The sequence below is a fragment of the Mucilaginibacter sp. genome (assembly GCF_028288185.1).
Taxonomy (GTDB): domain Bacteria; phylum Bacteroidota; class Bacteroidia; order Sphingobacteriales; family Sphingobacteriaceae; genus Mucilaginibacter.
In genome coordinates this window covers 20,946-37,659 of record NZ_JAQBOF010000019.1, presented here as the reverse complement: position 1 = coordinate 37,659, position 16,714 = coordinate 20,946, and the positions used below count along the sequence as shown (strand labels likewise).

At 42.1% G+C, this 16,714-nt stretch carries 16 protein-coding genes; 9 read left to right on the top strand and 7 right to left on the bottom strand.

Translation table 11 applies throughout. The features are described 5' to 3' along the window. Positions 1–13: 13 nt before the first annotated feature. Positions 14–931 carry a PfkB family carbohydrate kinase gene (locus tag JWQ34_RS07655; protein ID WP_299356127.1) on the top strand — a complete coding sequence of 306 codons (918 nt, stop codon included), beginning with the start codon at positions 14–16 and terminating at the stop codon, positions 929–931. A 75-nt stretch (positions 932–1,006) separates the two neighbouring features. On the opposite strand, the gene JWQ34_RS07650 is transcribed toward JWQ34_RS07655, so the two are convergent. From JWQ34_RS07650 to JWQ34_RS07630, 5 genes are all read right to left on the bottom strand, one after another. After that, positions 1,007–2,683 carry an outer membrane beta-barrel protein gene (locus tag JWQ34_RS07650; protein WP_299356125.1) on the bottom strand — a complete coding sequence of 559 codons (1,677 nt, stop codon included), beginning with the start codon at positions 2,681–2,683 and terminating at the stop codon, positions 1,007–1,009. After that, the gene (locus JWQ34_RS07645; RefSeq protein WP_299356123.1) at positions 2,680–3,264 is read right to left on the bottom strand and encodes a sigma-70 family RNA polymerase sigma factor; all 585 of its coding nucleotides are present in this window, start codon (positions 3,262–3,264) and stop codon (positions 2,680–2,682) included. Before JWQ34_RS07645 ends, JWQ34_RS07650 begins: the two co-directional genes overlap by 4 nt. 146 nt (positions 3,265–3,410) lie before the next feature. Further along, on the bottom strand, positions 3,411–4,175 hold the full coding sequence (locus JWQ34_RS07640) for a hypothetical protein (protein WP_299356121.1): 765 nt from the start codon (positions 4,173–4,175) through the stop codon (positions 3,411–3,413). Positions 4,176–4,369: 194 nt separating this feature from the next. Continuing rightward, positions 4,370–4,534 (bottom strand): hypothetical protein, encoded by a 165-nt coding sequence (locus JWQ34_RS07635; protein WP_299356119.1) that lies wholly within the window; start codon positions 4,532–4,534, stop codon positions 4,370–4,372. Between the two features lie 242 nt (positions 4,535–4,776). Further along, complete coding sequence (locus JWQ34_RS07630; RefSeq protein ID WP_299356117.1) at positions 4,777–5,013, bottom strand: cytochrome b5 domain-containing protein; 237 nt, start codon at positions 5,011–5,013, stop codon at positions 4,777–4,779. A gap of 176 nt (positions 5,014–5,189) precedes the next feature. On the opposite strand from JWQ34_RS07630, the gene JWQ34_RS07625 reads away from it, so the two are divergent. Further along, on the top strand, positions 5,190–6,677 hold the full coding sequence (locus JWQ34_RS07625) for a phytoene desaturase family protein (RefSeq protein WP_299356115.1): 1,488 nt from the start codon (positions 5,190–5,192) through the stop codon (positions 6,675–6,677). A 21-nt stretch (positions 6,678–6,698) separates the two neighbouring features. Here the strand turns inward: JWQ34_RS07625 and JWQ34_RS07620 are convergent, their stop codons facing one another. Next, positions 6,699–7,574: an AraC family transcriptional regulator gene (locus JWQ34_RS07620; RefSeq protein WP_299356113.1), complete on the bottom strand. Its 876-nt coding sequence runs from the start codon at positions 7,572–7,574 to the stop codon at positions 6,699–6,701. 212 nt (positions 7,575–7,786) lie between these two features. On the opposite strand from JWQ34_RS07620, the gene JWQ34_RS07615 reads away from it, so the two are divergent. From JWQ34_RS07615 to JWQ34_RS07600, 4 genes are all read left to right on the top strand, one after another. Further along, on the top strand, positions 7,787–9,139 hold the full coding sequence (locus tag JWQ34_RS07615; protein ID WP_299356110.1) for an alpha-L-fucosidase: 1,353 nt from the start codon (positions 7,787–7,789) through the stop codon (positions 9,137–9,139). Between the two features lie 263 nt (positions 9,140–9,402). Beyond that, complete coding sequence (locus JWQ34_RS07610; protein WP_299356108.1) at positions 9,403–9,795, top strand: hypothetical protein; 393 nt, start codon at positions 9,403–9,405, stop codon at positions 9,793–9,795. Positions 9,796–9,930: 135 nt separating this feature from the next. Next, positions 9,931–11,592: an altronate dehydratase family protein gene (locus JWQ34_RS07605; protein ID WP_299356106.1), complete on the top strand. Its 1,662-nt coding sequence runs from the start codon at positions 9,931–9,933 to the stop codon at positions 11,590–11,592. Positions 11,593–12,485: 893 nt separating this feature from the next. Next, a complete protein-coding gene (locus JWQ34_RS07600; RefSeq protein WP_299356104.1) occupies positions 12,486–13,577 on the top strand; it encodes an AAA family ATPase in 1,092 nt (363 codons plus the stop codon). Positions 13,578–13,773: 196 nt separating this feature from the next. Here JWQ34_RS07600 and JWQ34_RS07595 read toward each other — a convergent pair whose 3' ends face one another. Further along, entirely contained in the window at positions 13,774–13,905 is a 132-nt protein-coding gene (locus JWQ34_RS07595) for a hypothetical protein (protein WP_257722239.1), read from the bottom strand. Between the two features lie 348 nt (positions 13,906–14,253). Between JWQ34_RS07595 and JWQ34_RS07590 the strand changes: the two genes are divergently transcribed. The 3 genes from JWQ34_RS07590 to JWQ34_RS07580 all read left to right on the top strand — a co-directional run bounded on the left by JWQ34_RS07590 (position 14,254) and on the right by JWQ34_RS07580 (position 16,577). Then, positions 14,254–14,805: a hypothetical protein gene (locus JWQ34_RS07590; RefSeq protein WP_299356100.1), complete on the top strand. Its 552-nt coding sequence runs from the start codon at positions 14,254–14,256 to the stop codon at positions 14,803–14,805. A gap of 170 nt (positions 14,806–14,975) precedes the next feature. Beyond that, positions 14,976–15,701, top strand: coding sequence for a hypothetical protein (locus tag JWQ34_RS07585; protein WP_299356099.1), 726 nt, complete (start codon positions 14,976–14,978; stop codon positions 15,699–15,701). After that, positions 15,702–16,577: a DNA adenine methylase gene (locus tag JWQ34_RS07580; protein ID WP_299356097.1), complete on the top strand. Its 876-nt coding sequence runs from the start codon at positions 15,702–15,704 to the stop codon at positions 16,575–16,577. The last annotated feature ends 137 nt before the right edge of the window (positions 16,578–16,714 follow it).

The following is a 16,714-nucleotide window of genomic DNA, read 5'->3' as shown; positions in this document are numbered from 1 at the left end:
AAAAAATATTTAAATGAGTTTATTAGTTATTGGTACTGTGGCGTTTGACGCAATTGAGACACCCTTTGGTAAGACAGATAAAATTGTTGGCGGTGCTGCAACCTATGCAGGTTTGGCTGCATCATACTTTTATGATAAAATAAAAATTGTTGCCGTTGTTGGTGATGATTTCCCCGAAAGCGAGATAAAAGACTTTAACAGGCATGGTATAGATACCGAAGGTTTACAAATTAAAAAAGGTGGGAAATCGTTTTTTTGGAGTGGTAAGTACCATAACGATATGAACAGCCGTGATACATTAATAACAGAGTTAAATGTATTGGCTGATTTTGACCCCATCATCCCGGAAAGCTATCAGGACTGCGAATATCTGATGCTAGGTAACTTAACCCCACAGGTACAGCAAACGGTTATTAAACGCCTTAAAAATCGCCCTAAATTAATTGTGATGGATACCATGAACTTTTGGATGGACATTGCCATGGACGATCTGCTGGAAACCATCAAGCTGATAGACGTATTAACTATTAATGATGCCGAGGCCCGTCAATTATCAGGCGAATACTCTTTAGTGAAGGCAGCCCGTAAGATATTAACCATGGGCCCTAAATATCTGATCATTAAAAAAGGCGAACATGGCGCGTTGCTGTTCCATGAGGATAAAATATTCTCGGCACCTGCATTGCCACTAGCCGAAGTGTTTGACCCAACCGGTGCCGGCGATACCTTTGCGGGTGGCTTTATTGGTTATATGGCCAAAGTTGGTACCATAAACTTCCATAACATGAAAAATGCTATCATCTTCGGTTCGGCATTAGCATCGTTCTGTGTAGAGAAATTTGGTACAGAAAAAATTAAAAATCTTACCGAAGCAGAGGTAACCGCACGCATACAAGAGTTTGTGCAATTATCATTGTTCGAGATAGCATAGTCAGTAATACAACATTTTATAACAGGAAAGGCGGAATAATATTCCGCCTTTCCTTAGTTTTGATAGGTTTAGGTATTATGGTTTTTTATTGAGCCTAAACCCAATTGTTATTTGCAGGCTATTGGTGTTTGATGTATAGTTGCCTAAAGAAGAACTTACTTTTTGCGTTTGAAAGCTATGATAGTAGGTGGCATCCAATAATAACCGTTTATAGCTAAGGCTAACCCCACCGGATATAGCATAACGGATCTTTTTCTCAATATTAGTACTGTTTATGGCTTCGGTTAGTTTAGTATAATAAGCGGCCGAGTCTTTAGGGCTACCGGATGTTGAAACACTGCTTACCCCGTTTGCCTGTTTTAAAGGTAGGGTCAATACCGGGCCAGCTTTTACGCCGATAGTAGGGGTTACATTATACAACAGGTGCAAAGCGATATCAGCCGTATACATTTTCCTTGAGTCGGTTATTTTTGAATTGACTGTTTGAAACGTTTTCCCCGTATCTGCTTTGCCTTCTTCAGTGTGCGAGTAAATGCCGCTTACCGGGTGCGGGGTTGGTAGCCTTGTTTGTAAATTAATGGCCCACTTGTTGTTTAAGTTATAGGTTGCAAATAGGCCTGCATATGCATCAAAAGGTACGCCGTTGGTATTGTTTTTATTCGCTGGCGTAAAGCTGCCCGGCGAGTTTATTCCTGCTAAGATCCCCCAATCTAACGGTAATGCCAATGCGGATCTGTCTTTTGTTTTTACAGCTATAAGCGCCCTTGCATTGGCCGGATCAACAAATGCTTTGTTGGTTACATTTGATCTGGCATTACTACCGGTTAAAACGTTAGCATCCCAATTAAGAATTAATTGAGGCGGCCACGCTTGAAGCATAGGAGTATTTGCCGGTCGTTTACTATAATCAGGTAAACCAGTGGCGGGTTGGCCGGTACTTAACCCGCTAAACCTGGTTTTACTTGTACCCCCTAGTACATGATCTCTGTTAACTCTTGAAATGGAGTTATTAAAACTTGCAGTACTGTTACTATACCGGCCATTATTGCGATGTGATGATCTTGATAAATTAGAACCATTACCAGCCAAGCGCGAATTATGATTTGACCTGATAATTGATGATAAAGCGATTTTATTAATTAAGCCGGATTTGGCAGCTTTGCTAGTAGTACTATTTATTCCAGGTAAAACACTACTACTATTATTACCCGATTTTGATGATTTGGCAGCACCAGACGTTATTCCTATAGTACTACCCGACATAGTTGCCGTATTGCTTGTGGCTGATTTATTTGTTTTGTCCGCTTTGCTATTTACGGCTTTCCCGGCTTCACTACCAACACCATTATTAATATCCGCAGTTGCTTTATTGATTGTCGTATTGATCGAAGATGCTTTACCTGCATCCCCATTATATAAAATAGAACCACCTGAAGGATTTGGTATGCTTCCTTTTTTTATTTCAGACCTATCAGGCTTACTGTTTTTTATTGCTGCGCGATGATGAAGTACAAAATAAGTTAATATACCTGCCGCTAATAACGCAGCCAGTGCGTAAAGTAATTTAACCTTAGCAATATGTAATAATGATGCATTAAACAATGACGGAGTACTAACCGCCTGACTATTAACAGGCATTTGTACTTCTAATAACTGGTGCATTTCTGCCCAATCACTTTGCATATCCATATCTATATGCAAATCATCGCGTTTTTGCTGCCAAAGCTTGAGGTATTGATCCTGATTACTCATTTTGCCCTAACACTCCTTTCTGTTCTTTGGTTGCTTGATTGCGATGGTTCAAGCAATTCCCTTAATTTTCTTTTAGCTTCGGCCAAATGCCAGCGCGAGGTACCCTCACTTATGTTCAGCTGCTCAGCTATCTCTTTATGGCTAAAACCATCCATTTCATACAGATTAAATACGGTTTGGGTAGCATAAGGCAGCAGCCTGATATTGGATAAAATATCTTCAAAATATAATTTCTCTAAGATGGATGGCGATATGAAAACATCATCCTGGTTCTGCTCATGTATTGTTAGCGAGGTAAATTTTAGTTCCTTACGGCAAAGATCAATGGTGGTAAATATCATGATCTTTCGTATCCAGCCCCCCAGTTCGCCCTTTTGTATATCAAAGTTTTTGATGGATTGAAATACTTTTAAAAATCCACTGTTAAAAGCCTCTTTTGCCAGTTCTTTATCAGGCAAATAGCTATGGCAAACCCGTAACATATCGGCATAGAATAGCTTATACAGGGCCTCTTGTGCCGTGCGCGAGTTATTTATGCAGCCTTTTACCAATTCCTCGGTTTGGTTTTTAGATAGATTCATTCAAAAAATTCATCCTGAAATGCTTTTCAACAGTACTCTTCGCAAACAGATGATGAAACGTTGGGTCGAAATAAAAATATTTTTAAATATACAGGAGATTGGCCACGTTTTACAGAACCGATCTCCCGTATTTAATTTTTATTGAACTAAAGTGTGATATGTTTTGATGACATGGTTACGCCGGTATCATAATTCCAAACTATATCCATATAAGTTGGGTTAAGGGTAATAACCCCTGTGTAAGTTTTGCTGCCTGTAATAATGGTTAGGGGATAGGTAGTGCCGAAGTGGTACGGCATTGCAGGCTTATTGTAAAAATAAAATAACTTATATATGATTGGAGTATTAACTATACTGCAGTCAATACCGTTTGGTTGTTTAATGTCGGTAAAGTTTATAATAAAATTATTATTTGTCTGTGATGAACTGGCTTCTATAAAACTATTGCCACATGGAAATACTTTAGTGAATTGGGCCGACAGTGTAAAATAAGTACTATCGCTGGTAGGGCTTTTGTAATAATGTGGGGTTACAATAACGTTTTCATTTGTAATAGGCAGTGTAGTGTAAGTAGGATAGTAAAACGTTACTGTAATAGGTATGGTAATTGGGGCACCGCCATTAATACTGGCGCTTATTTGATATGTCCCCCGTGTATACCATTTAATAATTAACTTATTGCCTTGTTGTTGTATAATACTATCGGTAATGTTATTGTGCCCGGTCCATTTTACAGTTTGGTTTTCTGCGCCTGCTATAGTTAAGGTATCAAAATCACCTATTCTTAAAGTAGTTTTTGAGGCAGTAAGTTTGTAATCTGATGTTATTGTATTCAGTTGTGTTTTTTCGCATCCCGCTGCAACGAGCACAATCAGGAAAAGTGCGAATGATACATAAGTTAAGTTTTTCATGTTTTTATTTTTTAATGTGTTTAGCAATCTATTTTATTGTGTCATCGCATTAAAAATGAAAAACGTTGGGTGGGTGGGTAAGATTTGGTTATTACTAAGTTCTAACCACCTTGTATGATATCATTTAGTATCGTCCCGCTCAATTGCCGCGGGTAGGCTGTTACTTTTGTCTTGATACAAAAGTAACCAAAAAATCAAGTCAGCCCGATCGCTGCCACCGCACGGGCCAGACTCCCGGCCGCGCGTGCTGACAGGCCACCGCTTCTTTTTTGATTGCCCACAAATACCGAGATCTTGGTTTTATCTCCAATCGTCAGACGAAAAGCTTCGGATGAAAGCAGGAAGAATAAGTCGGCCATAAGAGGTGGGAAGGGCATAGCAACTTCTTGCTGAAGCGCAGGTATAGTGCGAGCGAAGCAGGGCAAAAATATTGCAGCCCGTGATTCTGACTGATTTGCCGGGCAAAGGCTTGCGCGCAAAGAAGCCTATCGTCTGACTTGATTTTTTGTTGCTTTTTCATCAAGGAAAAAGTAATGGCCTCAGCGGCCAAGAGCGGGTGGATGCTCAATGATAGCATACAGCCGTTTAGAACTATAAAATACTACCCCAATCTCCCTATCGCATCAAAATTCTGGAACACCCATTCATCATGCGGGGCATCGCCAAGCTCATGGGTGAGATCCTGACCGGCCCAGTGTTCGTAGTGTTTACCGTTGCTCCAAAGGCGGCTGCGTGTAACATCATAGATCAGGCCTTTATAAGCTATCCATACTTCGGGCTTATCCTGCCCGTTGCGCAGGGCTAGTTGTGATTTGGTATATACGGGCAGATCGGTCATCGCCACCAAATATACTTCTTACTTAATTAAGTTTTAATGTATGGGTAAGAAAGGTAGTGTAGGTGTTTAGAAACCTAACTACACCTTATAACACCTCACAAGGGCATATAATGCCTGGTTTAGCACCTATAATTTGTTTAACGCCCCAAACATTTGTTTAATTTAGTTGGCTCATAATGAATAGTAAAAAAAGTGTAGTTGTAATTGGCAGCGGCTTTGCCGGTTTATCGGCGGCGTGTGTGTTGGCTAAAGCGGGGTTTAAGGTTACCATCCTCGAAAAAAATAAACAACCGGGCGGCAGGGCAGCAGTATGGCAGCAGGATGGCTTTAAGTTTGATATGGGCCCAAGCTGGTATTGGATGCCTGATGTTTTTGAAAATTTTTTCGCGCTATTCGGTAAAAAACCGTCCGACTTTTATGAATTGAAAAGGCTTGACCCCGGTTATCGCATTTATTATGGTAAAGATGACTTGGTAGATGTGCCCGAAGAGAGACTCGAACTCTCCAAAGTCTTTGATCTGATTGAACCCGGCAGTAGTAAAAAACTGGATGAGTTTTTAAAACAAGCCGAATATAAATACAAAGTAGGCATGGGCGAATATGTTTTCCGTCCATCGCATAACATTACAGAGTTTATCGATTTTAATCTCATCAAAAAAAGCCTGAATATGCAGCTGCTGGGCAGTATGCGCAAGCATGTTCACCGCTATTTTAAAAACCCTAAATTGAGGCAATTACTGGAGTTCCCGGTACTGTTTTTAGGCGCTACGCCGCAAGATACACCCGCCATGTACAGCATGATGAACTATGCCGACCTGGTTTTAGGCACCTGGTACCCCATGGGCGGCATGAACCAAATTGTTAAGGCGATGGTAAATCTTGCCGAAAGTTTGGGCGTAGAAATTAAGCTGGATACCGAGGTCATCAAAATTGATGTAACCAATAAACTAGTTAACAACCTGCAAACCACTAAAGGCAACCTGCAAGCCGACCTGGTAATTGCCGGTGCCGATTATCAGTACGTGGATCAACACTTGTTGGATGAGCCCCATCGCAACTACACCAAAAAATATTGGGATAGCCGGGTAATGTCGCCGTCAAGTCTGTTGTTTTATATCGGTATCAATAAAAAGATGGAGGATATACAGCACCATAACCTGTTTTTTGATGAGGATTTTGAGCAGCACGCCAAAGATATTTACACCAGCCCAAAATGGCCGGATAAGCCGTTGTTTTATGTTTGCTGTCCATCACTAACAGACACCAGCGTAGCGCCCAATGATTGCGAAAATTTATTTTTTTTGATGCCTGTTGCACCCGGATTAGAAGATAATGATGCCATACGCGAACAATATTCTGAACTGATGCTAACCCGTTTTGAAACTATTACCGGCCAAAGCATCCGCCATAATATTATAGTAAAAAGAAGCTATGCGCTAAATGATTTTAAGGCCGATTATCATTCGTTTAAAGGTAATGCTTACGGCCTGGCAAATACGCTTAGTCAAACCGCCTTTTTTAAACCGGCCATGCGCAATAAGCATATTAAAAATTTGCTATATACCGGGCAGTTAACGGTGCCGGGGCCGGGCGTGCCGCCTGCAATTATATCTGGGCAGGTGGTGGCGGGAGAGGCGATTAAATATTTAACCGTGCGCCGTTGACTCACTTTTGGTTTTGCCGCCCTATAAACTATCCCTCACAAAACTTTTCTGATACCCCAGCGGCGTCTTGCCCTTTATCATTTTAAAATGTTTGTGGAAGCTGGTGAAGTTATTAAAGCCGCTTTCATAGCAGATCTCTTTGATAGCCAGTTTATCGTCTATTAGCAATTTACAGGCATGGCCAATCCTTATCTCGCGAATAAACTGCGAGTAAGTTTTACGGCTCCGTGATTTGAAAAATTTGCAAAAAGAGTTGGGGCTGATATTAGCCACGGTTGATATCTCTTTTAGGCTGATATTCTTTTTAAAATTGTTGATGGAGTAGTTGTATATGGCGTTTATACGGTCCTTCTCTTCCTCCTGGAAATTATTGCGGAAACCTATGGATGCCAGTAGTTTGCTTTCTTTACACTCGCCGATAGCTAATAACACCTCCAGCAGCAGGATTATCTTTCGGCAACCTTCGGCAGTTACAATTTTTTCAATCAGCGGCCCAATTTTCCTGCCGGATGATTTTGACAGCGATATGCCCCTTTTTGATTTTTCAAAAATGTTGCCTATTATTTTATTTTCGGGCAGTTTCAGAAATGTCTCACCCCAAAAAAGTTCATTAAAATGTATAACGCTTACATCGGCGCTTAATCCATCCTGTACGTTCTCGCCACTCAAATCAAATTGCCAGTAATGTGGTGTATCGGCACCTACCAGCACCACATCACCTGGCAAAAACGGACTTATGCTATCGCCAATAAATTGCGTGCCCTGGCCTTTTTTAAAATAAACCAGTTCAATCTCCGGGTGGTAATGCCACCGGTTATTGGTATTGGGTGTAGTGTCTTGCCGGGCGCTAAAAGAGCTTATCTGATCTTTTGATACTTTTAACAGCTGGAGTTTCATTGGATTTATTTTTGTGCTAAAGTAAAAAAGTTCAACCTAATATGCATTGATTATTCTATTTAAATAGAATATTTACAATATTGCTTAATAAATAGCTGATTAAGCAAAGTTTTATAGCACCAAAAAATACTTTATTTGTATAACCAATTATTTATGAATGGTATTGCCCACGTGGCTCATACCGAAACATTGAACATATAAACCCATTTATTATGATCATTAAAAAACTACAATTACTGCTGTTGCTTACGCTGATAAGCCTGTCGCCTGTTTTTGCACAAAAAATGATAGGCACCGAAACCGATGCCCAAAAAGAAAAACGTATGGAATGGTGGAAAGACAGCCGTTTCGGTATGTTTATTCACTGGGGCTTGTACTCGGGCGCTGCAAGGCATGAGTGGGTAAAGCATAATGAGAAGATTGACAATGCCGGTTACCAAAAATATTTCGATCAGTTTAACCCTGATCTTTTTCAGCCCGAAAAATGGGCAAAACAAGCTAAAGATGCCGGTATGAAATACGCCGTGCTAACCACCAAGCACCATGAGGGTTTTTGCTTGTTCGATTCAAAATACACCGATTATAAAGCGCCGAACACTAAAGCCAAACGCGACTTGGTGCGTGAATATGTAAATGCTTTTCGCGGACAGGGTTTGAAGGTTGGCTTTTACTATTCGTTGTTAGACTGGCACCATCCTGATTATACCATTGACGAGATACACCCTCAATCGCCAAAAGATAAAAGCGATGCATCATACGCCGAGTTAAATAAGAAACGTGATATGGCTAAATACCGCCAGTATATGCGTAACCAAATTACCGAGCTGTTAACCAACTACGGTAAAATAGATATTATATGGTTGGACTTTTCGTTCCCGCGTAAAGATGGTCATGGCAAAGGCAAGGATGAGTGGGGATCGGTTGAGTTATTAAAGCTGATACGTAAACTACAGCCCGGCATTATTGTAGATAATCGCCTTAACCTGGAAGAATATAAAGACGGTGCCGACTTTGAAACACCGGAACAAGTGAGCACTAAAGAGCTGGCAAAATACCGCGGCCGTACCTGGGAAACCTGCCAAACTTTTTCAGGCTCATGGGGATATTATCGCGATGAAAATACCTGGAAAACACACCGCCAACTGCTTGACCTGTTAATTACATCAGTAAGCAACGGCGGTAATTTAATACTGAATGTTGGACCAACTGCACGTGGCGAGTTTGATTACCGTGCTACCAACGCGTTGGATAGTTTAAGCCACTGGATGCACGCCAACAACACCGCTATTTATAATTGTACCTACGCCCCGGATACCTACAAAGTACCCGAGGATACCAAGCTGAGCTATAACAAAGCAACAAACAGGTTATATGTATTCCTGTACAAATATCCCGAAAACGGAAAGCTGACTTTGCCGGGTTACAATGGCAAAATTAAATATGCCCAGTTCTTAAATGATCATTCGGAAGTTTTATATAAGCCTAACGGCGATGACCTGGAAGTGAAGCTTCCGGCCAAAAAGCCGTTGTTTGAGATTCCGGTGGTGGAGTTGACATTGAATTAAAGCGGGAACCACGCGTCGTTGACTCACCCCGACATCGCTACGCTTGTCGACCCTTTCTTCCGCAAGCGGGAAAGAGGGTTGGGAATAATAGAAAAATAAAATAACCCTCTTTCCGCCGAAGGCGAAGAGAGGGTGGTCGAGCGAAGCAAAGACCGGGTGAGTAATCGCCATATCGTTCTTTATCATCCTGCATTTTCCAAAGTCTTTTTGGTGACCATTAGCCTCTATTAAAACCTTATGCTATCCTGATTGTAATTGTATCTATGATGCCGTTATCTACCCAGGTTGCCTGGCTTTTTTTAGTAGCTATCCCTGTTGCCTGCATAGCCTGGACGGTTACGCACGAGGAGGTATTTAAAGAGCCGCGCGAATATTGCATCAAACAAAGCACCTATAGGAAAACACTGTTGGGCCGCAAGTTCTTCTACCTGTTTACCTGCGAATATTGCTTTAGCCATTATGTAACCGTGTTCATCCTCGTCCTAACTGGCTACAAGTTATTAATGGACGATTGGCGCGGGTACTTATTAGCCGGTTTCGCCATTGTTTGGGTAGCCAATATATATATGAGCCTCTTTGCACTCATAAAAGTGGATATTAAAAAGGAACGGCTGATAACCAAAAATGAGGAAGAACAGGCCAATCACAAAAACTGATCGCCGGAAAAAATAGTACCGAAAACGATTGCGCACTTATAGTAATTTATAGCCCAACAGATTTATTGTTTGGCGCAAAAGATTAGCTAATTTAGTCGACGCGTTATAACGCTTATATAATTGCTCACCAATACAATGACAGATAGTATACATACTTTTTTACAGATACACCCGCATGATAATGTGCTGGTTGCTTTACAGGATATAGCCAAGGGAACCGTTGTGCCGTTTAATGGCGATAATATCACGTTGCTTACAGACGTTGCCGCCAAGCATAAGTTTACCATAACCGAGCTGGCTCTCGACCAGGAAATTTATATGTACGGCGTATTGGTAGGCAAAACCAATCAGCCTATAGCTAAAGGCACCGCAATCACTGTTGATAACATACACCATGCCGCCAGCGATTTTAAGTTGGGCGAGCGCAAGCTAAACTGGCACAAACCACAGGTTGATAAATTTGCGCAAAGAACATTCCTCGGCTATCACCGTGAGGATGGATCGGTAGGTACGGCTAATTATTGGTTGGTTATTCCGTTGGTGTTTTGCGAGAATAGAAATATAATGGTTTTAAAGGACGCTTTGGTTGAAAAGCTGGGTTTTAGAAAAGCCAAGAACTATGAGAATGAGGTAGATAGCCTGATCAATCTTTACCAAACAGGCAACTCGGTAGAGTCTATTCTAAATGCCGACCTGCAAATGGAATCGGCAGAGAAACGATCTAAGAAGCTGTTCGAAAATATTGATGGCATTAAGTTTTTAACACACGATATGGGTTGCGGTGGCACCCGATCTGACACTGACGCGCTATGCGGATTGTTGGCCGGTTATATCACCCATCCAAACGTTGCCGGGGCTACCGTACTAAGCTTGGGTTGCCAGCACGCGCAGGCAAGCATCCTGGAAACAGAAATTAAGAAACGCGACCCTAACTTCAACAAACCGCTGATCATGCTGGAACAGCAAAAGATAGGCAAGGAAAGTACTTTGATGCAAGAGGCGTTAAAGCAAACTTTTGCCGGCCTGATCGATGCTAATAAACTGGAAAGGAAACCGGCCCCTATATCAAAACTATGTATCGGTTTGGAGTGCGGCGGGTCTGATGGTTTCTCTGGTATATCGGCTAATCCGGCTTTGGGTTATGTGTCTGATGTATTGGTTAGCCTGGGAGGTAGTGTTATCCTGGCCGAGTTTCCGGAACTATGTGGTGTGGAACAAGAAATGAGCGACCGTTGTGTTGATGTTGATACCGCTCAAAAGTTTATGCACTTAATGCGCACCTATAACGCGCGTGCCGAGGCAGATGGTTCAGGCTTTTATGCTAACCCATCCCCCGGCAATATAAAAGACGGTTTAATTACAGATGCTATTAAATCCGCAGGCGCGGCAAAAAAGGCGGGTAACTCGCCGGTGGCAGCGGTGTTAGATTACCCGGAGAAAGTGACCAAGCCCGGCCTTAACTTATTATGCACCCCAGGCAGTGATGTAGAAAGTACCACAGCCGAAGTAGGATCGGGCGCTAACATTGTTTTATTTACTACAGGGTTAGGTACGCCTACAGGTAATCCTATAACCCCGGTTATTAAACTATCTACCAATACGCGCATTTTTGAGCGGATGCCGGATATTATCGACATTAACTGCGGCACCATAGTTGAAGGTACCGAAACTATTGAACAAGTAGGCGAGCGTATATTGAACTATGTAATTGACGTAGCCAGCGGCGTTGCCCAACCAAAATCTGTACAGTTGGGGCAGGATGATTTCATTCCGTGGAAGCGCGGCGTTTCATTATAACAAGTGTACCAAACTGAGTGTGTCCCGGCGATACACTTTGGTACACCTGTTTTTGTAATTAGTTGTTAATTAGCCTATTGGTTTTTTAAAATTGGTTTCATGATACAGTTTGGTACACTTTTTATGACTTTTAAGTAAGTTTTGGCATAGGGATTTTCTGACAAAATGGTGTCACCATAAATGTAAATCCTATTACTTTGCAGCCTTTACGCGCTTGGCTTGCCTCGCTCTTGGGCGCGGAGCCCCATTACTTTTTTCCTTGATGAAAAAAGTAACAAAAAAATCAAGTCAGCAAAGAGGCTTCTTTGCGCTCAGGGCCTTTGTCCGGCAAAACTGATAAAACCACGGGCTGCATAATTTTGCCTCAGCCCTCAGCCTAAACGCTCATGGCAAAAAGACGCTATGCCCTTCCCGCCCGCACGGCCAGACTTGTTTTATCAGTTTTCACCCGAAGCTTTTTTGCTGACAGAATTTGCACAACACCGACATTCTTCTAATCATGAAAGAACTTAATTGTGAGCTGTTTAAATTTAGTAATGATCCTGTCTTATACCTAAAACCGTCAGACGGGCAGCTTCGGGCAAATTTAGGTCAAACCCAGCATTCCAGTGTTTTGAATAATGCAAAAGAAGCGCAAAGGCCTGTCAGGGCGCGCGGCCGGGAGTCTGGCTTTGCGCGGTGGCAGCGATCGGCCTGACTTGATTTTTTTGGTTACTTTTTGTATCAAGACAAAAAGTGACAAGGCCCCCGCGGCCATAGCGGGGCAAGCTTTGCGCGCTAAAGGCTTAACCGCCCTACACTCATCAGTCACAACTCACCACCACCACTACTGACAAAATAGCGCCACCATTTTAGGTTTTTATGCTTCGTATCTTGCATAAAAACTTTTATAAATGAATAGTTACAGAGAAAACCCGACCTTCGAACGGCCAATCGAGATCGAACTGATCCGATCCATGTCGCACCGGAAATTAACGGCCAAAGAAAACAAACAGCTTGATAAATACCTGCAAGGCCCGCCCGACAGCGGCGATGCCTTCATTATTAAACCCGCCGCCGACTGGCTGGAAACCCCGGAGGACACCAATGCGGGCATGCTCTTTGGCGATTTTTGGTACCAGGGCGAGCTATGCATTATGTTTGCAGATACCAACGTAGGCAAATCTATCCTTGCCGTTCAAATAGGCGATAGCCTGAGCAGGGGCGTACCCATCCCCGGTATTGGCGGCAGCCGACCCGCTGAGAAAGTGCTGTATTTTGATTTCGAATTGAGCGCCGCCCAATTTAAAAAACGCTATAGCAGCGATTTGCATGGCAACTACCAGTTTGGCCCCGGCTTTACGCGATTGGTGTTTAATCCCGAGGCCGATGGTGCCCGGAAGTTTGCCACGTATGCCGACTACCTTAACAACGCTATCGAGAACGTATTGATAACCAGCGGGGCCAAAATCCTGATAATTGATAACATTACCTGCCTGCGCAGCAGTACCGAAGCCGCTGCCAGCGCCGTAGCGCTCATGAGCAAACTGCAGGCCATGAAGCACCAGTACGGCCTGTCTATTTTGGTGCTGGCACATACGCCCAAGCGCAACCCGGCCAGGCCTATTGGCCGTAATGATCTGCAAGGCAGCAAAATGCTCATCAACTTTACAGACAGTGCCTTTGCCATTGGCGAAAGCCAGACCGATAAAAGCTTGCGGTACCTTAAACAAATAAAACAGCGTAGCGGTACGCTAGTGCACGGTGCCGATAGTGTTTGCCTTTGCCGCATGATAAAGCCTTACAACTTTCTGCATTTTGACATTTGCGGCCGCGAACCCGAGAGCCGCCACTTGCTGCACTACACCGACCAGCAACGCAAAGCCACCGAGGACCGCATGATCCAACTACATGAACAGGGCCAAAGCCTGCGCGCCATAGCCGCCGAAACCAATAGTTCGTTAGGTACGGTGGCAAGGTTAGTGAGGAGGTTGGAGAAGGTATGATTTAGTAATTTAAAAGCAACGGCCCCGTGCGATTCCCTCCCTTGGGAGGGCGGAGGGAGGGGTTGACAAAGCGACAAGCAAATAATGGCGTTGCCTTCGGCCCACGCCTTCCGCTCATACGCGCACAAGGCGTTAGGCGCGGGGGCAGGTATCCGCTACAATCGTTAACGCGGCCTATACGCACTGGCCGTTTAAATTATTTCCCCTTTGTATGTTTGTGCGGTTTTAGTGAAGGTGTATTACCTGGTGTTTCTTTATTATCTCGTTGACGCTTGTCTGGTTTTCCTGTAGACTCAGCGATTTTTTTTGGTCCTGGTTTAATTCCCATAATGTTTCTTTTTACTTAATGTTAAAATACATATTACAATTTAACTCTTTATTTCCAGTTCAGAATTAATTTAATATTTTTTTCTTACGCTGTTAGAAGTTTGCAACTTCGAACTACTATGCAAATAGTCTTTAGACTATTGCGGCCTTAACTAACATTGCGCCTGTAGTCGCAGACTACAAACATATGGGTCCGAAGTTGCAAACTTCGGACAGCGGGGTATAATTCCAACAATGCTAAAACGGATACATATATCTCAACTAATTGTATATCAATTAGTTTTTAATAAACAAATAAAAATTGTATTATAGCAGAATATTCCCACACTTAAAGCCTAATCCAATTTTTATGCGTTTTAACGAGGTAAAAAAATTCACAGTAGATGATTTGCTATTAGATCAGGGAAATTACCGTTTCAAAGAAGCGGAGGATCAAAAAAGTTGCGTCGTAAAAATCTATTCGGCAAATGCTGCATATTTTAAAAACCTAATGTCGAGTATTGCGGAGGATAATTTAGGTGAACTTCTTCTCGTCTATAAGGATGGCAAGAAAAATATTGTTCTTGATGGAAATCGCCGTCTTGCAGCGTTAAAAGTACTTAACAATCCGCAAGAATTTAGCCCATCGACAACAGTCAAAGACCACGCAGATTTTTTGCTAAAGACTTACAATGTCGATTTGGAAAATATTATCGCTCAAGTTTCAGATGACAAACAACTGATATATAAAACTGTATATGAAAGACATGCAGCTGGACAGGGCAAAGCCAGGATAAATTGGAGCGCTTACGGCGCTGCACGTTTTCGTTACGATCAAAAAATTGAAGATGGCAATGAATGGTACGCCATCGCTTTGTTGGCTGAAACAGAAAGAAAACATCCAAATGGTCAGTTTTTATAGATTCGAGCGAATACTCCCATGAGGTTTTTCGCAGAATCTTTAGGTCTGCTTATGATAAAGGGGTTATTTCTAACAGTATCTTTTCCGGCAGGCATCAACGGATAAAAACAACCGCAGATAAGAAGCTCGTAAAAGACGCGGTAGAGAAAGTGGCTCGTTTCCTTGAAGCGATGCAAAATAAAGTTATCGGTTTATCTCGAAGCGGAAAATATGCCGATAAAGCATCAGTCGATGCCTTTGTTGAGCAGTTTGGTCTTTCTCCAGATAATGTCAGATCGCAGGCGCCATCCAATAGCAACTCAACTACAGATAGTCAGTCATCTACGGGGTCGTCTGACAACTCATCGTCCGATTCATCAAATTCTGGCGATTCTGCGTCTTCTGCTGGCTCTACAACAGATTCACAAAACGCTTCCAGTCAAGGGAATGGATCCGGCACACAATCTGTAGTTGGTGCCGCAACAAAGGACAGAGTTTATGGCATTGAACAATCTGATATAATAACGCAACGCCTTGCATCGTTAAAATCTCCAAAATTAATTTCACTTTACCGTTCATTATGCGTTGTGTCAGCAGTACAACATGCGCAATTACTTTACATTGGTGCTTGGAGTTTTTTTGAATCATTAACCGCATTGCACGGTAGACTGGAGGGAACGCCATTTGATGGATATTTCGGCTCAATATTAAGTAACAATAACATGGGCTACAACAGGACAGAAAAGAAGGATTTCCAGCACATTTTGAAAGAGATTTCGGATAAGGGAAATGCAAATAAACATTCTGCTCGACATTACTCTACTTCAGCAGTACAACTTAGAACTGATTTTACAACTTTAGAACCATTAATAGTTGCTGTAATCGATTTGATTATTAATAAATCTCCCAAACCGTAAATGGCAAACAGTAAAAAATATTATTCCCCTTTGCGCTATCCTGGTGGTAAAAGAAAACTTTTTCAATTTGTGAAGGATTTAATCCTTCACAATAATCTCGATGGCAGTAGTTACTGCGAACCTTATGCAGGCGGCGCAAGCATAGCCCTTGGGCTTCTTATTGAGGACTACGTATCCGAAATCCATATAAACGATTATGACAAAGCTATCCATAGTTTTTGGCATTCTATATTGTATGATACTGACGAATTTATAAAACGAATTTGGGACACACCAATAACTATGACTGAGTGGCGAAAGCAAAGAGCCATACAATCAGATAAAGACAATTATGACCATATGGATTTAGGTTTTTCAACGTTCTTTATGAATAGGACCAACAGATCAGGAGTTATAAAAGCCGGAGTCATTGGAGGAAATGATCAAACAGGTAACTTTAAAATCGATGCGCGTTACAACAAGGTTGATCTCGTAAAGCGGATAAATACAATTGCCAACCTGGCAGATAACATACACATCTACAGACAAGACGCTTTGGATTTAATTACAAAAACCCTTCCCGACAATGATGTTAAAGGATTAATATTCCTTGATCCGCCCTATTATGTTCAAGGCAAGCAGCTTTATACAAGCTTCTACAGTCACAACGACCATCAATTAATTGCAGATGCTATAAAGATGAGTACGCTTAAACACTGGATTGTGACCTATGATAATGTCGAAGAAATAAACAAAATTTATGATCTTAAAAACAGAGTAGTATATGATTTAAGATATAGCGTTGCACATTCCAGCCCTAAAGGGTCAGAAGTTTTGTTTTATAGTAATCATATACGCATGCCTTATCCACAAATTGCCGACAAAATTAGCGCTTAATATTACAGGATTGGTATCGTTGGCGAAAGTAAACAAGCAACTGCCTGTGCAACAAACCCAGCAGGTTATTGAGCCTGAGAATGAAACTAAGCTTGGTAAGGAGGCTTAGAAATGTGATATTTGATTAAATAACAAAT

Bases quoted from the DNA above. Each gene is read 5' to 3' on its own strand.
- JWQ34_RS07655 (WP_299356127.1), top strand. From the start codon at position 14: ATGAGTTTATTAGTTATTGGTACTGTGGCGTTTGACGCAATTGAGACA.
- JWQ34_RS07650 (WP_299356125.1), bottom strand. From the start codon at position 2,683: ATGAGTAATCAGGATCAATACCTCAAGCTTTGGCAGCAAAAACGCGAT.
- JWQ34_RS07645 (WP_299356123.1), bottom strand. From the start codon at position 3,264: ATGAATCTATCTAAAAACCAAACCGAGGAATTGGTAAAAGGCTGCATA.
- JWQ34_RS07640 (WP_299356121.1), bottom strand. From the start codon at position 4,175: ATGAAAAACTTAACTTATGTATCATTCGCACTTTTCCTGATTGTGCTC.
- JWQ34_RS07635 (WP_299356119.1), bottom strand. From the start codon at position 4,534: ATGGCCGACTTATTCTTCCTGCTTTCATCCGAAGCTTTTCGTCTGACG.
- JWQ34_RS07630 (WP_299356117.1), bottom strand. From the start codon at position 5,013: ATGACCGATCTGCCCGTATATACCAAATCACAACTAGCCCTGCGCAAC.
- JWQ34_RS07625 (WP_299356115.1), top strand. From the start codon at position 5,190: ATGAATAGTAAAAAAAGTGTAGTTGTAATTGGCAGCGGCTTTGCCGGT.
- JWQ34_RS07620 (WP_299356113.1), bottom strand. From the start codon at position 7,574: ATGAAACTCCAGCTGTTAAAAGTATCAAAAGATCAGATAAGCTCTTTT.
- JWQ34_RS07615 (WP_299356110.1), top strand. From the start codon at position 7,787: ATGATCATTAAAAAACTACAATTACTGCTGTTGCTTACGCTGATAAGC.
- JWQ34_RS07610 (WP_299356108.1), top strand. From the start codon at position 9,403: ATGATGCCGTTATCTACCCAGGTTGCCTGGCTTTTTTTAGTAGCTATC.
- JWQ34_RS07605 (WP_299356106.1), top strand. From the start codon at position 9,931: ATGACAGATAGTATACATACTTTTTTACAGATACACCCGCATGATAAT.
- JWQ34_RS07600 (WP_299356104.1), top strand. From the start codon at position 12,486: ATGAATAGTTACAGAGAAAACCCGACCTTCGAACGGCCAATCGAGATC.
- JWQ34_RS07595 (WP_257722239.1), bottom strand. From the start codon at position 13,905: ATGGGAATTAAACCAGGACCAAAAAAAATCGCTGAGTCTACAGGAAAA.
- JWQ34_RS07590 (WP_299356100.1), top strand. From the start codon at position 14,254: ATGCGTTTTAACGAGGTAAAAAAATTCACAGTAGATGATTTGCTATTA.
- JWQ34_RS07585 (WP_299356099.1), top strand. From the start codon at position 14,976: ATGCAAAATAAAGTTATCGGTTTATCTCGAAGCGGAAAATATGCCGAT.
- JWQ34_RS07580 (WP_299356097.1), top strand. From the start codon at position 15,702: ATGGCAAACAGTAAAAAATATTATTCCCCTTTGCGCTATCCTGGTGGT.